The sequence below is a fragment of the Novosphingobium endophyticum genome, from assembly GCF_014640675.1.
Lineage (GTDB): Bacteria > Pseudomonadota > Alphaproteobacteria > Sphingomonadales > Sphingomonadaceae > Novosphingobium > Novosphingobium endophyticum.
On record NZ_BMHK01000001.1, the window covers coordinates 190,778 to 204,731 of the forward strand.

Annotated in this window: 15 protein-coding genes and 2 riboswitches; of the genes, 7 read left to right on the plus strand and 8 right to left on the minus strand. The window is 65.2% G+C overall.

Annotated features, from left to right (window positions below):
- Positions 1-3: 3 nt before the first annotated feature.
- The 4 genes from IEX32_RS00840 to IEX32_RS00855 all read left to right on the plus strand — a co-directional run bounded on the left by IEX32_RS00840 (position 4) and on the right by IEX32_RS00855 (position 4,533).
- Complete coding sequence (locus tag IEX32_RS00840) at positions 4-879, plus strand: F0F1 ATP synthase subunit gamma (RefSeq protein ID WP_188767268.1); 876 nt, start codon at positions 4-6, stop codon at positions 877-879.
- A gap of 24 nt (positions 880-903) precedes the next feature.
- Positions 904-2,361 (plus strand): F0F1 ATP synthase subunit beta, encoded by a 1,458-nt coding sequence (gene atpD, locus IEX32_RS00845; RefSeq protein WP_188767269.1) that lies wholly within the window; start codon positions 904-906, stop codon positions 2,359-2,361.
- Positions 2,362-2,535: 174 nt separating this feature from the next.
- The gene (locus IEX32_RS00850; RefSeq protein ID WP_188767270.1) at positions 2,536-2,793 is read left to right on the plus strand and encodes an ATP synthase F1 subunit epsilon; all 258 of its coding nucleotides are present in this window, start codon (positions 2,536-2,538) and stop codon (positions 2,791-2,793) included.
- Positions 2,794-2,997: 204 nt separating this feature from the next.
- Positions 2,998-4,533 (plus strand): TadA family conjugal transfer-associated ATPase, encoded by a 1,536-nt coding sequence (locus IEX32_RS00855; protein ID WP_188767271.1) that lies wholly within the window; start codon positions 2,998-3,000, stop codon positions 4,531-4,533.
- A 52-nt stretch (positions 4,534-4,585) separates the two neighbouring features.
- Here the strand turns inward: IEX32_RS00855 and IEX32_RS00860 are convergent, their stop codons facing one another.
- Entirely contained in the window at positions 4,586-4,792 is a 207-nt protein-coding gene (locus IEX32_RS00860) for a hypothetical protein (protein WP_188767272.1), read from the minus strand.
- Positions 4,793-4,837: 45 nt separating this feature from the next.
- Here IEX32_RS00860 and IEX32_RS00865 point away from each other — a divergent pair, with 45 nt between their 5' ends.
- From IEX32_RS00865 to IEX32_RS20880, 3 genes are all read left to right on the plus strand, one after another.
- Positions 4,838-5,773, plus strand: coding sequence for a DMT family transporter (locus tag IEX32_RS00865; protein ID WP_229735765.1), 936 nt, complete (start codon positions 4,838-4,840; stop codon positions 5,771-5,773).
- Positions 5,774-5,842: 69 nt separating this feature from the next.
- Positions 5,843-5,971 (plus strand): entericidin A/B family lipoprotein, encoded by a 129-nt coding sequence (locus tag IEX32_RS00870; protein ID WP_188767275.1) that lies wholly within the window; start codon positions 5,843-5,845, stop codon positions 5,969-5,971.
- Between the two features lie 140 nt (positions 5,972-6,111).
- Positions 6,112-6,240: a hypothetical protein gene (locus tag IEX32_RS20880; RefSeq protein WP_268236693.1), complete on the plus strand. Its 129-nt coding sequence runs from the start codon at positions 6,112-6,114 to the stop codon at positions 6,238-6,240.
- Between the two features lie 4 nt (positions 6,241-6,244).
- Here IEX32_RS20880 and IEX32_RS00875 read toward each other — a convergent pair whose 3' ends face one another.
- The 7 genes from IEX32_RS00875 to IEX32_RS00905 all read right to left on the minus strand — a co-directional run bounded on the left by IEX32_RS00875 (position 6,245) and on the right by IEX32_RS00905 (position 13,919).
- Entirely contained in the window at positions 6,245-7,252 is a 1,008-nt protein-coding gene (locus tag IEX32_RS00875) for a bile acid:sodium symporter family protein (protein ID WP_188767277.1), read from the minus strand.
- Between the two features lie 17 nt (positions 7,253-7,269).
- A complete protein-coding gene (gcvPB, locus tag IEX32_RS00880) occupies positions 7,270-8,835 on the minus strand; it encodes an aminomethyl-transferring glycine dehydrogenase subunit GcvPB (protein ID WP_188767279.1) in 1,566 nt (521 codons plus the stop codon).
- Positions 8,832-10,190, minus strand: coding sequence for an aminomethyl-transferring glycine dehydrogenase subunit GcvPA (gene gcvPA, locus IEX32_RS00885; protein ID WP_188767281.1), 1,359 nt, complete (start codon positions 10,188-10,190; stop codon positions 8,832-8,834). The genes gcvPB and gcvPA overlap by 4 nt, the downstream gene beginning before the upstream one ends.
- Positions 10,191-10,209: 19 nt before the next feature.
- The gene (gene gcvH, locus IEX32_RS00890; protein WP_188767284.1) at positions 10,210-10,581 is read right to left on the minus strand and encodes a glycine cleavage system protein GcvH; all 372 of its coding nucleotides are present in this window, start codon (positions 10,579-10,581) and stop codon (positions 10,210-10,212) included.
- 12 nt (positions 10,582-10,593) lie between these two features.
- On the minus strand, positions 10,594-11,706 hold the full coding sequence (gene gcvT, locus IEX32_RS00895; protein WP_188767570.1) for a glycine cleavage system aminomethyltransferase GcvT: 1,113 nt from the start codon (positions 11,704-11,706) through the stop codon (positions 10,594-10,596).
- A gap of 65 nt (positions 11,707-11,771) precedes the next feature.
- Positions 11,772-11,876: riboswitch (glycine riboswitch) on the minus strand.
- Positions 11,877-11,980: riboswitch (glycine riboswitch) on the minus strand. It abuts the riboswitch before it with no gap.
- 63 nt (positions 11,981-12,043) lie between these two features.
- Positions 12,044-12,766, minus strand: coding sequence for an NAD(P)H-binding protein (locus tag IEX32_RS00900; RefSeq protein WP_188767286.1), 723 nt, complete (start codon positions 12,764-12,766; stop codon positions 12,044-12,046).
- Positions 12,759-13,919: a deoxyguanosinetriphosphate triphosphohydrolase gene (locus IEX32_RS00905; RefSeq protein WP_188767288.1), complete on the minus strand. Its 1,161-nt coding sequence runs from the start codon at positions 13,917-13,919 to the stop codon at positions 12,759-12,761. Before IEX32_RS00905 ends, IEX32_RS00900 begins: the two co-directional genes overlap by 8 nt.
- Between the last annotated feature and the right edge of the window lie 35 nt (positions 13,920-13,954).

Genomic DNA, 13,954 nt, shown 5'->3' on the forward strand with positions numbered 1-13,954 from the left:
CAAGTGGCTAGCCTCAAGGAACTCAAAGGCCGCATCAACTCGGTCAAGTCGACCCAGAAGATCACCAAGGCCAAGCAGATGGTCGCCGCAGCCAAGCTGCGCAAGGCGCAGTCGGCGGCCGAATCCGCGCGTCCCTATGCCGCCCGGCTCGCCGAAGTGATGGGCTCGCTCGCGAGCAAGGTCACGGTCAGCGAGAGCAGCCCCAAACTGCTTGCCGGCACCGGCAGCGATCAGGTCCACCTGCTCGTCGTCGCCAACTCGGACAAGGGCCTGTGCGGCGCGTTCAACGCCAACATCGTCAAGGCCGCGCGCCTCAAGGCGAAGGAGTTGGAAGCGCAGGGCAAGACCGTGCTGTTCTACCTCGTCGGCCGCAAGGGCCGCGCGGTGATCCGGCGCGAATATCCCAAGCAGATCGCCCACATGTTCGACACCACCGAGGTACGCGATCCCGGCTTCACCGAGGCCGAGCGGATCGCCGACGAACTGGTCGCCATGTATGAGGCCGGCAAGTTCGACGTCGCGCACCTGTTCTACTCGAAGTTCCGCTCGGCGCTCGTGCAGGAACCGACCGGCCAGCAGATCATCCCGGTCCCCACGCCCAAGGCCGCCGCGACCCAGAGCGAGGCGGTGGTCGAGTATGAGCCGGACGAGGAGGAAATCCTCGCCGCGCTGCTGCCGCGCTACCTGAAGACCCAGATCTTCGGCGCGCTGCTGGAAAACGCGGCGAGCGAACAGGGCGCGTCGATGACCGCCATGGACAACGCCACGCGCAATGCGGGCGATCTGATCGGCAAGCTCACGATCGTCTACAATCGCACCCGCCAGGCTGCGATCACCACCGAACTCATCGAAATTATCGCTGGCGCGGAAGCGCTCTAAGACATCGCAGGCAAGGAAACCCAAATGGCCACCGCACCCGTGCTCAACCAGACCACTACCGGCAAGATCAGCCAGGTCATCGGCGCCGTCGTCGACGTGACCTTCGAAGGCGAGCTGCCCGCCATCCTCTCCGCGCTGGAGACCGAGAACAACGGCCAGAAGCTGGTCCTTGAAGTCGCCCAGCACCTTGGCGAGAACACTGTCCGCACCATCGCCATGGACGGCACCGACGGCCTCACGCGCGGCCAGGACGTGGCGAGCACCGGCAAGCAGATCTCGGTGCCGGTCGGCCCGAAGACGCTCGGCCGCATCATGAACGTGGTCGGCGATCCGATCGACGAGCGCGGCCCGGTCGGTTCGGACATGTTCGCGCCGATCCACGCCGAAGCCCCGCCGTTCGTCGACCAGTCGACCGAAGCGGCTATCCTCGTCACCGGCATCAAGGTCATCGACCTGCTCGCGCCTTACGCCAAGGGCGGCAAGATCGGCCTGTTCGGCGGCGCCGGCGTGGGCAAGACGGTGCTGATCCAGGAACTCATCAACAACATCGCCAAGGGCCACGGCGGCGTTTCGGTCTTCGCGGGCGTCGGTGAGCGTACCCGCGAGGGTAACGACCTCTATCACGAGTTCCTCGACGCCGGCGTCATCGCCAAGGACGCCGAGGGCAACGCGACCTCGGAAGGTTCGAAGGTGGCGCTCGTGTTCGGTCAGATGAACGAGCCCCCGGGCGCCCGTGCCCGCGTCGCGCTCTCGGGCCTGACCATGGCCGAGTACTTCCGCGATCAGGAAGGCCAGGACGTGCTCTTCTTCGTCGACAATATCTTCCGCTTCACCCAGGCGGGCGCCGAAGTGTCGGCCCTTCTCGGCCGTATTCCTTCGGCGGTGGGCTATCAGCCGACCCTGTCGACCGACATGGGCCAGCTGCAGGAGCGCATCACCTCGACCACCAAGGGCTCGATCACCTCGGTGCAGGCCATCTACGTTCCGGCCGACGACCTTACCGACCCTGCCCCGGCAACCTCGTTCGCCCACCTCGACGCGACGACCACGCTGAACCGCGCGATCTCGGAGCTGGGCATCTACCCGGCGGTCGACCCGCTCGACTCGACCTCGCGCGTGCTCGAACCGCGCGTCGTCGGCCAGGAGCACTACGAGACTGCCCGCAAGGTCCAGGAGACCCTGCAGAAGTACAAGTCGCTGCAGGACATCATCGCGATCCTGGGCATGGACGAGCTGTCGGAAGAGGACAAGCTCACCGTCGCCCGCGCCCGCAAGATCCAGCGCTTCCTCTCGCAGCCGTTCCACGTCGCCGAAGTCTTCACCGGCATTCCGGGCAAGTTCGTCCAGCTCGAGGACACCGTGAAGTCGTTCAAGGCCGTCGTCGAGGGCGAATACGACCACCTGCCCGAAGCCGCCTTCTACATGGTCGGCGGTATCGACGAGGCGGTCGAGAAGGCCAAGAAGCTGGCTGAAGAGGCGTAAAGAACCCGCCCGGCCGAAGGGTCGGGCACCCGATTTCCCCTCCCGCACGCGGGAGGGGTCAGGGGAGGGCATGTTGGGCATCCCTTCCCTGGCGTAACAAGCCCTCCCCCGGCCCCTCCCGCAAGCGGGAGGGGAGATTGAGGAGCCCCGGCTGCGCGGGGCAAAGGTTGACAGATGGCACTTCACTTCGAACTCGTAACTCCGGCCAAGCTCGTCCGTTCGGAGGACGTCCACATGGTGGTCGTCCCGGGCACGGAAGGCGAGTTCGGCGTGCTTCAGGGCCACGCGCCCTTCATGTCGACGATCGCCGACGGCGCGCTCAAGGTCTACCGCACCGAGAACGCAGCCCCGGAAGAGATCCGCATCATCGGCGGTTTCGCCGAAGTCGGGGATGCGGGCCTGACGGTTCTGGCGGAACGCGTCGAAGGCTGACCTGACCGGCACGAATTACCGAACGGGGCGTCGCGAAAATTTTCGCGGCGCCCCGTTTCCGTTCGTGCGGCGGCCTGTCGGAAATCTCCGTCACAATTTGCCGCCCATTAGGAAGTTATCAAAGTTTCAACCTTAATCTTCGTGTCATTCGCAAGCGATCGAGCCCGTCCGGCACATGCGGGCACTGACAAGGTTGAGAGTTTCATGAGCGCATTTGGGCGGCGGAACGGAATTGGCGGTTTGGGTCAGGGCGCCCGGCCCGCCTTCGGCGTGGCCAAGCCCCTCACGGGTGGTTCGGCAGCCGAAAAAGCGCCGTCTCCCGCGCCCGGCGGCGCCCCGGTGCCAGGAGGCAACCAGTTTCCGCCGCTCCCCGGCGAGAGCCCGGCCGCATCGCCGCCGAACATGCGCGAAGACGCCATGAGCAGGCTGGCGGACCGCGCCAACGCCGTTCACACTTCGGATTCCGGACAAGGCGGCTTCGAAGCCTCGATCCACAAGATCAAGGAACAGGTCCTTCCCCGCCTGCTCGAACGCGTCGATCCCGAGGCTGCGGCGACCCTGACCAAGGACGAGCTGTCCGAAGAATTTCGCCCGATCATCGTCGAGGTCCTCGCCGAGCTCAAGATCACCTTCAACCGCCGCGAACAGTTCGCGCTGGAAAAGGTGCTGATCGACGAGTTGCTCGGCTTCGGCCCGCTGGAGGAACTGCTCAACGATCCCGACGTGTCGGACATCATGGTCAACGGGCCGAACCAGACCTACATCGAAAAGAAGGGCAAGCTGCAGCTTGCCGGCATCCGCTTCCGCGACGAGCAGCACCTGTTCCAGATCGCCCAGCGCATCGTCAACCAGGTCGGCCGCCGTGTCGACCAGACCACGCCGCTCGCCGACGCCCGCCTCAAGGACGGCAGTCGCGTCAACGTGATCGTGCCGCCGCTTTCGCTGCGCGGCACCGCGATCTCGATCCGCAAGTTTTCCGAGAAGCCGATCACGATCGACATGCTCAAGGACTTCGGTTCGATGAGCGAAAAGATGGCGACCTGCCTGAAGATCGCCGGCGCCTGCCGCATGAACATCGTCATCTCCGGCGGCACGGGTTCGGGCAAGACGACGATGCTCAACGCCCTTTCAAAGATGATCGATCCGGGCGAGCGTGTGCTGACCATCGAAGACGCGGCTGAGCTTCGCCTGCAGCAGCCGCACTGGCTGCCGCTCGAAACCCGCCCGCCGAACCTGGAAGGCCAGGGCGCGATCACCATCGGCGACCTCGTCAAGAACGCGCTGCGAATGCGCCCGGACCGCATCATCCTGGGCGAAATTCGCGGCGCCGAGTGCTTCGACCTCCTCGCTGCCATGAACACCGGCCACGACGGCTCGATGTGTACGCTTCACGCCAACAGCCCGCGCGAGTGCCTCGGCCGTATGGAAAACATGATCCTGATGGGCGACATCAAGATCCCCAAGGAGGCCATTTCGCGCCAGATCGCGGAATCGGTGGACCTCATCGTCCAGGTAAAGCGCCTGCGCGACGGCTCGCGCCGCACCACCAACATCACCGAAGTGATCGGCATGGAAGGCGATGTCATCGTCACCCAGGAACTTTTCAAGTTCGAGTACATGGACGAGACCGACGACGGCAAAATCCTGGGCGAGTTCCGCGCTTCGGGCCTGCGCCCCTATACGCTGGAAAAAGCGCGCCAGTTCGGCTTCGATCAGGCCTACCTCGAAGCCTGCCTCTGATCGGCAAGGCAGGTTCGCGCACAGTCGCAAACAGGGGATTCGCCGCTCTCGCCTACCCCGCCAGCAACGCCCTGCCCGCCAGCCCGATCAGCAGCACGGCGGCCAGCAGTGACCAGAAGAAGATCATCGTCCAGGGCATGAAGCCGACCTGATCGAGGTTTCGCCGCCTCATGCGCCGGCGGTCGCCGATCCAGGCGACGGCCGCGACCAGGGCCGCGATACCGCCGGCGATTGTCATCATATGAGTCGAATCGTTCATCACCCGCCCTTGCCTCGGTCTGCCGGCAAGTTAAAGCGCCTCCCAGTGACCCGCCCCGACCGCCCCTTCCTTGCCATCACGCTCCGCGTCGCCGCCATGGTGATGCTTTCGACCATGTTCATGCTGATCAAGTACGCCGGTCAGCGGGGCGTCTCGGCGCCGGAGATGATGTTCTGGCGGCAAGCGATGAGCGTAATGATCCTGTTCGTCTGGCTGATGGCAACGGGCAATATGAAAGTGCTCGCCACCCGCCGCACCGCCAGCCATGCGCGGCGCGCCGCGACGGGTACGCTCGGCCTGTTCTGCAACATCTCGGCCGCCATGCTCCTGCCGCTGGCCGAAGCGACAACGCTGGGCTTTACCGCCCCGCTGTTCGCCGTGCTTATCACAGCGCTCATTGTGAAGGAGAAAGTCGGCATATGGCGCTGGACGGCCGTTATTCTCGGCTTTCTCGGTGTCGTGATCATTGCCCAGCCCGGCCAGGCGCCCATTCCAGTGCTCGGCCTTGCCGCGGGCCTGGGCGCGGGTGTGATCGTGGCTGCCATCAGCTTCCAGATACGCGATCTCACCCGCACCGACGAACCGATCGCCTGCGTCTTCTGGTTCGCCTTTTTCGGCTCCCTGATGACGGCGATCCTCCTTCCCCTCTACATGACGCCGCACACCCTGGACGTCTGGCTTCTGCTTGGTGGTGTCGGCCTGGCGGGTACCGCGGCACAGTTTCTGATTACCGCCTCCTTGCGCCACGGCCAGGTCGCGACCGTGATGGCCATGGACTACACCGCGCTGATCTGGGCCACGCTCTATGGCTGGCTGATCTGGGACCAGCTTCCGTCCAGCACCACCTGGCTGGGCGCCCCCGCCATCATCGGCGCCGGCCTGATCATCATCGGGCGCGAGCAGAGGCTTGCACGGCAAATCTCGCCCGCTTCGGCGATCGATGAAGGTGCCATCGAGGAAGCCGCCCCCCGGGGAACCTGAGGCAGGCCTAAGCGTTCCTGTCCGCATCCCGAGAGTCCGAACCGGGCAGATGCAGAAAGGAAACTCTTTATGGCCAAGAAACTCTTGTTGGCTCTCATCGCCGGCGGAATCGCCTTTTCCGCGACAGCCTGCAACACCGTGAAGGGCGCGGGGCAGGACATCGAGTCAGTCGGCGAAGCCGCTGACAAAGAGATCTGAGCAATTCGCCACGGGCAGGCGGAGACCATCCGCCTGCCCGTCCCTGATGAGAATGCTTCCTTTCCCGGAAACTGTGGCCTAATCGTTTGGCGACAGGTTCCGGACGACCGAGCGCGAAATCCGTTCAACAGGAAGAAGCAATGATCAGGAAGCTCGTACTTACCCTTCTGGCAAGCGGCATCGCGCTTGGCCTCTCGGCCTGCAACACGGTGCGCGGCGTCGGACAGGACCTTGAATCCGCGGCGAATACAGTAGACAATGCGACCTGAGGCCTCAGGCCTCCACGCGGGAAACCACGCTTTCGCTCCCGGAGCGTTCCGGCGGCCGGCGGCTCCATAACGAAGCCAGCAAGCTGCCGATCAGCACATGGAAAACGGCCGATATCGCCGACGGGACCGGCGCGAGCGCGGCCTGTAGCGCGTCCGGGAACTGGCGCGCGAAAGTCGGGGTGGAAGCAAGGCTCGCGCCCAGCCCGCTGTTCTGCATGCCCACTTCGATGCTGATCGTGCGCGACGACGCCTCGCTCAATCTCAACAGTCTGCTCAGGGCATAGCCGAGGCCGAAACCGGTGAAGTGCAGCGCAAAGACGGCGGCCAGCAGGACATTGGCGTGCGCTTCGATCAGCGGCTTGGAACCGGCGATGATCCCCGCGACGATCACCACCACGAAAAGGACGGACACAAGCGGGGAAACCCTGGTTACCGCGCTGGTCAGGCGCGGGAGGTACCGGTTCATGGCGACTCCGACCACGACCGGGATCAGCACGACGGTCAACATTCCGCGAAACAGGTTCCAGCGGTCGATTTCGATGAAGACGTCCGCCAGCCAGCCCGTCAGCACCGGCGTCAGCGCGATGGCGACAAGTGTGGAGGCCATGGTCATGGTCACCGACAGCGCGACATTGGCGCGAGCGAGATAGCTCACCACATTGGACGCGGTGCCGCCCGGACAGCACGCCACCAGGATCAACCCCACCGCCAGCCCCGGCTCCAACGCGAAGGCCCAGGCGATGGCGAAACCAGCCAGCGGCATGACGGTGAACTGCAACGCGACTCCCGCCAGCACCTGCGAAGGCAGTGCCAGCACCCGCCGGAAGTCATCGGTGCTGAGAGTGATGCCCATGCCCAGCATGATTACGCCGAGCATGACGCTGATGAGCGGCTGGCCGAAAGGCGCGAACCGCCCGTCGGCAACCCAGATGAAATGATCGGGCACAAACCATGCCCAGGTGACGCCCAGTACGGTCCACAAGGCGAAGAGCCTCGTCACGCGGTCGATCATTCGTCCCCCCTGTCCCGTCAGCCGGCGTCGCCCCGCCACACGAGCACCGGCTTGCGCGCGGCGAGCGTCTCGTCGAGACGGCGGCGCGGGGCGAAATGCGGCGCCGTGTGCAGGCTTTCATCGCCGTTCTTCGCCCGTTCGGCCACACTGCGCAGGGAGGCGATGAAGCGGTCGAGCCCGGCCTTGCTCTCGGTCTCGGTCGGCTCGACCAGCATCGCGCCCTTGACCACCAGCGGAAAGTAGACCGTCATCGGGTGGAAGCCTTCGTCGATCAGGCCCTTGGCGATGTCGAGCGTGGAGAAGCCCTCCGCGAGGCCGGCGTCACTGAACAGCGCCTCGTGCATGCACGGGCCGCTCTTCGCGAAAGGCGCGGGCAGCAGGTCCTCGCAGGCGCGCAGGACGTAATTGGCGTTGAGCACTGCGTCCTCGGCGACTTGCCGCAGGCCGTCGGCGCCGTGACTGAGCATGTAGGTCAGCGCGCGGGTAAACATGCCCATCTGGCCGTGAAACGCGACCATCCGCCCGAAGGACCGCGCATGCCCCTCGCCGCGGTTCTCCTCCTCGACGAGGTGGATGGAGCCGTCCGCGCCCCGCGTCACGAAAGGCAGCGGCGCGAACGGCGCCAGTGCTTCGGAAAGGACCACCGGCCCCGCGCCCGGCCCGCCGCCGCCATGCGGCGTTGAGAAAGTCTTGTGCAGGTTGATGTGCATGGCATCGACGCCGAGATCACCGGGGCGCACCTTGCCGACGATGGCGTTGAAGTTGGCGCCGTCGCAGTAGACGTAGCCGCCCGCCGCGTGGACGGCGTCGGCGATCGCCTTCATCTCGGGCTCGAACAGGCCGCAGGTGTTCGGGTTGGTGATCATCACTCCCGCGACGTTCGGCCCCAGCTTGGCCTTCAGCGCTTCCAGATCGACGCGTCCGGCAGGCGTCGCCGGGATCGATTCCACCTTGAATCCGGCGAAAGCAGCGGTCGCCGGGTTGGTGCCGTGCGCGCTTTCCGGAACCAGCACGACGTCACGCGTTTCCCCCCGGGCGTCCAGCGCGGCGCGAATGCAGAGCAGGCCGCACAGTTCGCCATGCGCGCCGGCCTTCGGGCTCATCGCCACCGAAGCCATGCCGGTGAGGCGGGTGAGCCAGTCGGCAAGCTGCTCGATCACTTCCAGCGCGCCTTCGACCGATTTCTGCGGTTGCAGCGGGTGGACGTCGGCGAAACCGGGCAGGCGCGCCATCTTTTCGTTAAGGCGCGGATTGTGCTTCATGGTGCACGAACCGAGCGGGAATGGCCCCAGGTCGATCGCATAGTTCTGGCGCGAAAGGCGCGTGTAATGGCGCATGGTTTCCGGCTCGGTCAGGCCCGGCAGATTCGGCGCCGCCTTGCGCAGGAACTTCGAAAGGCCCGGAGCAGGTGCGCGATCGGGCGCGTCGATATCTACGCCGCACTTGTCCGTCGCCCCCAGTTCGAAACTCAGCGGTTCCTCCAGCATCAGGCCGTAATCGCCGCTGGCCGTCGCGAATTTCTCCGCCGGCTCCTCCGCCCCGCCCATGGCCGGACGCCAGCCCGCCGCATTCACCGCGTTCATGCCAGCACTCCTTCCAGTTCCTTGGCGAAGGACTCGATGTCCTCGTCGGTGGTGGTCTCGGTCGCTGCCACGAGCAGGCCATGGTGAAGCCCGTCGGCCTCGGGGAACAGGCGGCCGAGCGACACGCCGCCCAGCACCTTGCGCTCCGCGAGTTCCCGCACGACCTCGCGCGCGTCGCGCGGCAGGATCAGTGTCGCCTCATTGAAATAGGCTTGGTTGAGCAGCGAAACGCCGGGAATCCGCGACAGGCGCTCGACCGTGGCCTGCGCGCGTGCATGGTTCACCGCCGCCAGCCGGGCCAGACCCTCGCCGCCGAGCAATGTCAGGTGAACGCTGAAGGCCAGCGCGCAAAGTCCTGAATTCGTGCATATATTGCTGGTCGCCTTCTCGCGGCGAATGTGCTGCTCACGGGTCGAGAGCGTAAGCACGAAACCGCGCTTGCCCTCGGCATCGACCGTCTCGCCGCACAGGCGTCCGGGCATCTGGCGCACGAACTTCTCGCGGCAGCCGAACAGGCCAAGGTAGGGACCGCCGAACTGCAGGCCTACGCCCAGCGACTGCCCCTCTCCGACAACAATGTCGGCGCCGAGGTTGCCCGGCGCCTCGATCAGACCGAGCGCGACCGGCTCCGTAACAACCGCGATAACCAGGGCGCCTTTGGCGCGTGCCGCGTCGGAAATGGCCGCGAGGTCCGGAATACGGCCCAAAACGTCGGGATACTGGACGACGACACTGGACGTGTCCTCCCCGATCGCCGCAATCACTGCCGCATCGTCGGGTTCGCCGCTCAGTTCGGTCGGCAGCGAGACAATGTTGTCCTGCGTGAACCGGGCCATGGTCCGCACGACTTCGCCATAATGCGGATGGAGGCCGCCGGACAGCACGGTCCGCCCCTTGCGGGTAATGCGCGCGGCCATGAGGATCGCTTCCCAGCAGGCGGTCGAGCCGTCGTACATCGAGGCATTGGCGATGTCGGTGCCGAAAAGGCGCGCAACCTGGGTCTGGAACTCGAAGAGCACCTGCAGCGTGCCTTGGGCGATTTCCGGCTGGTAGGGCGTGTAGGCGGTCAGGAACTCGCCGCGCTGAATCACGTGGTCGACGCTTGCCGGAACATGATGGCGGTAGGCCCCTGCCCCCAGGAAGAACGGCACCGACCCCGCGTTGATATTCTTCGCGGCGAGCGCGGTCATGTGCCGCTCGACGGCCATTTCGCTCGCATGCATCGGCAACCCATCGACGGGGCCGGCAAGCCGCGCTTCGGCGGGTACGTCGACGAAGAGGTCGTCGACCGAAGCGGCGCCGATCGTCTCCAGCATGGCGGCCCGATCGGCTTCGGTCAGGGGCAGGTAGCGCAAGGGGCCTTACTCCGTAAAATCAGAGGCTTTCGACGTAAACCTTATAAGCCGCCTCATCCATGAGGCCACCCAGTTCGGCAGGGTCGGAAAGGGTTACACGGAATAGCCAGCCGCCCTTCTCCGCATCGGTATTGACCAGTTCCGGCTGGTCGGCGAGCGCGGCGTTGGCATCGCTGACCGCGCCTGAGACCGGGGTATAGACGTCCGAGGCCGCCTTGACCGAATCGACGACCGAAACGGAATCGCCCTTGGACACGCTCGCGCCAACCTCGGGCAATTCCACAAAGGTGATGTCGCCAAGCTGGCCTTGCGCATAGTCGGTGATGCCGACCGTGCCGGTATCGCCCTCGACATCGATCCATTCGTGATCTTCGGTGAAATATCGGGTCATGGGGCGGGCTCCTCAGCGATGATAGCGATGTGGGACGAAAGGCATGGACACGACTTTCGCATCGAGCCGCTTGCCGCGCATTTCTATGGACAAGGCCGTGCCCTCGGCCGCGAGCGCGGTATCGACGTAGGCCATGGCGATGGGGTGTTGCAGCGAGGGCGAGAATCCACCCGAGGTTACGATCCCAACTTCCTGATTACCGGAAAAAATCTTCGCCCCTTCGCGCGCCGCCATGCGCCCTTCGAGCGCGAGGCCGATACGCCGGCGAGCAGTTCCGTTCGCAAGATCGGCCTGTACGCGGGCAGCACCGGGAAAGCCGCCCTCTACCCGGCGACGCTTGTTCACCCCGAATTGCAGCCCGGCATCGACCGGCCCGGTCTCAGAGCTCAGATCATGTCCATAGAGCGGCAGCCCGGCTTCGAGACGGAGGGAATCGCGCGCACCCAGGCCAGCCGGCTTCACTTCTGCTTCACCGCAAAGCAGGTCGGCGACGTGCCCGGCCGCTTCGGACGGAAGGGATATCTCGAACCCGTCCTCTCCCGTATAGCCCGAACGGCTGATCCACGCCTCGACGCCGCCAAGGCTGAACCGCCCCCCCTTCATGAATGTGAGCGCGGACAGCGGATGCTCGCCTGAAACGTGCCGATCGAGCGCCGCGAACGCCTTCGGCCCCTGAATGGCCAAAAGCGCGCGGTCGTCGAGGTGGTTTAGCGTCACTTCATCGGGAAGGAGCTCGCGAAACGTGCCGATGTCGTCCCACTTCGTGGCGCCGTTGACGACTAGGTAGAAGCCTTGCGCCCAGCGTGCGACCATCAGATCATCGAGAATGCCGCCGTTCTCGTCGAGCAGCAGCGAATAACGCACGGCGCCGAGCAGAAGCGTCGAAAGGTCGATCGGCAACACCGCTTCGAGCGCGGCCTCGGCGCCCTCGCCCGAGACAAACAGCTGCCCCATATGGCTGACGTCGAACAGGCCGGCATTCTCGCGTGTCCAGAGATGCTCGGCGATAATGCCTTCGTACTGGACGGGCATCATGTACCCGGCGAACTCGACCATGCGGCCGCCCTTCGCGCGGTGCCAGACATCGAGCGGGAGCAGCCATGGCTCGACGACGTCGAGGTCCATATCGTCGTCGGGATTTGATATTTCGCTCAAGGCATAACTCCGCACAACATTGGCACACCGTTTCAGGTGCCCCCTCTGTCACGGAAGCCTGAGAGCTTCCCCCGGCCTTGCGGGGTTACACCTTCGGCGGCCACACCCGAACGGACGGGGCACTTTCCAGAGCATCGCTATCGACGGGCGCGGTCCTTTTGCCTGAGAGATTCCGGGGCGGTTGCTCCTTCGGCGCCTGCCCCCTCGGTAAACCGAATCGGCAGGTCTCTTCCGCGTTGTCAGCGAGGCCATCACCCTTGGTGAAGCCTTGGGGGCGAGTCAACGGGGCTGGCCCCGCGCCGCGGCGTTATTCCCCGGCCCGGCGCATGACGCGGCGCATGCCATCGAAATCGTGCACGAAGCGCCCTTGCGGCTTTTCCCGCACCAGCGCAAAGATCGCGCGCGCCACCATCGATGCCCGAACCGAGCGAAAGCGTCGGTACTTGCCGTGCAGGACAAGGAGATCCGCGAGCGGCGCGACGACCTGACCCACGCCTTCGAGCCCGCGTCGTTCCTTGCGCCTGCCTCGCAGCAGACCGGGACGCAGGATGTCGAGCCTCCGGAACCCGACCTTGCCCAGGGCCTCCTCAACCTCGCCCTTGGTGCGCAGATAGAAATTTCGGCTCATCCGGTCAGCGCCGACTGCGGAGACGGCGACCATGTGCCCGATCCCGGCAGCGCGCGCCGCACGTGCGACTTCGAGGACAAGGTCATGATCGACCGCGCGGAACGCTTCCTGGCTGCCGGCCGCCTTCATCGTCGTTCCCAGCGCGCAGACCAAGACGTCCGCATGTGCCGCGCCGATCAGCGCCGGCCAGTCCTCGGTGCGGCCGACCAGAACCTCGGTACGCGCGCCCTGCGGCAAGGGAACTTCGCGGCGGGCGATGCTGACAACCCGCATGTCGGACCGACCGATGCTTTCCTCCAGCACCGCCGAACCGATCAGCCCGCTCGCTCCGACAAGGCAGATCCGATGCACCGGCAGCTCCGCCTTCACGGCGGGCTTGAGCGCATCGAACAGGTCAGACATTGCGCAGCCCCTCGGGCGTGCTGCCGTAGATCTGCGCGTGGCAGGTGATCGCATATCGATCTGTCATGCCGGCGATATAGTCCGCGATGTGGCGGCTCCGCTCGGGCTCCTGACGCGGCAGGGTGTCGATCCAGCTCTCCTCCATCAGCACCGGCTCCTGCGAATAGGCAGAATATAGCTCGGCCAGCACGGCGCGGGCACGGCGCGCGGTTTCAAGCTGCTCGGGGTGATAATAGAGCTTCTCGTACATGAAGCGCTTGAAGCCGCGCTCTGCCTCGGCAAGCTCGGGCGAGAAGGCGACGAGCGGACGGCCGGCGGCGCGCACTTCCTCGACACTGCCCACGCCAACAAGCCGCTTTTGCGTCTCGGCCAGGAGATCGTTGACCATGAAGCCGATCTGGCTGCGGATCAGCTCCGCAAGTTGGCGTTCGCGCGGGACACCCGGATAGCGGCGTTCCACTTCCTTCCAGTGATCCGCGACAAAGGAATGCGCGAGCACCTCGTCGAGGTCGAGAAAGCCGGCGCGCAGGCCATCGTCGATGTCGTGGTTGTCATAGGCGATGTCATCCGAAAGCGCGGCGGCCTGCGCCTCAAGCGAGGCATATGTGCCGAGATCCAGATCGTAGGCCTCGTTGAGCTCCGAAAGCGCCCAGTTGGGCTCGGCCACGGGGCCATTGTGCTTGGCGAGCCCCTCCAGCGTCTCCCAGGTAAGGTTCAGTCCGTCGTGCTCGCAATAGGGGCTTTCGAGACGCATCAGCGTGCGCAGGCAATGGGCGTTGTGATCGAAACCGCCCGCCTTGTGGAGCGCGGCATCCAGCGCATCCTCGCCGGCATGGCCGAAGGGCGCGTGGCCGATGTCATGCGCCAACGCCAGCGCCTCGGCCAGATCCTCGTCCAGCCCCAGCGTGCGGGCGATGACGCGGGCAATCTGGGCTACTTCCAGACTGTGCGTCAGGCGTACGCGGTAGTGATCGCCATCGGGAGCGATGAAGACCTGGGTCTTGTAACGCAGGCGGCGGAACGCGATCGAATGGATGATGCGATCGCGGTCGCGCTGGTAATCGCTGCGCGGCCCGCGCGCGAGAGCGTTCTCGACCGGAAATTCACGGCCGCGCGACTTTGCGGGGTTCGAGGCATAGGGGGCGAGGGTCAAGCGCAAGTCTTTCCCGGAGTCGGAATTGGCGTATT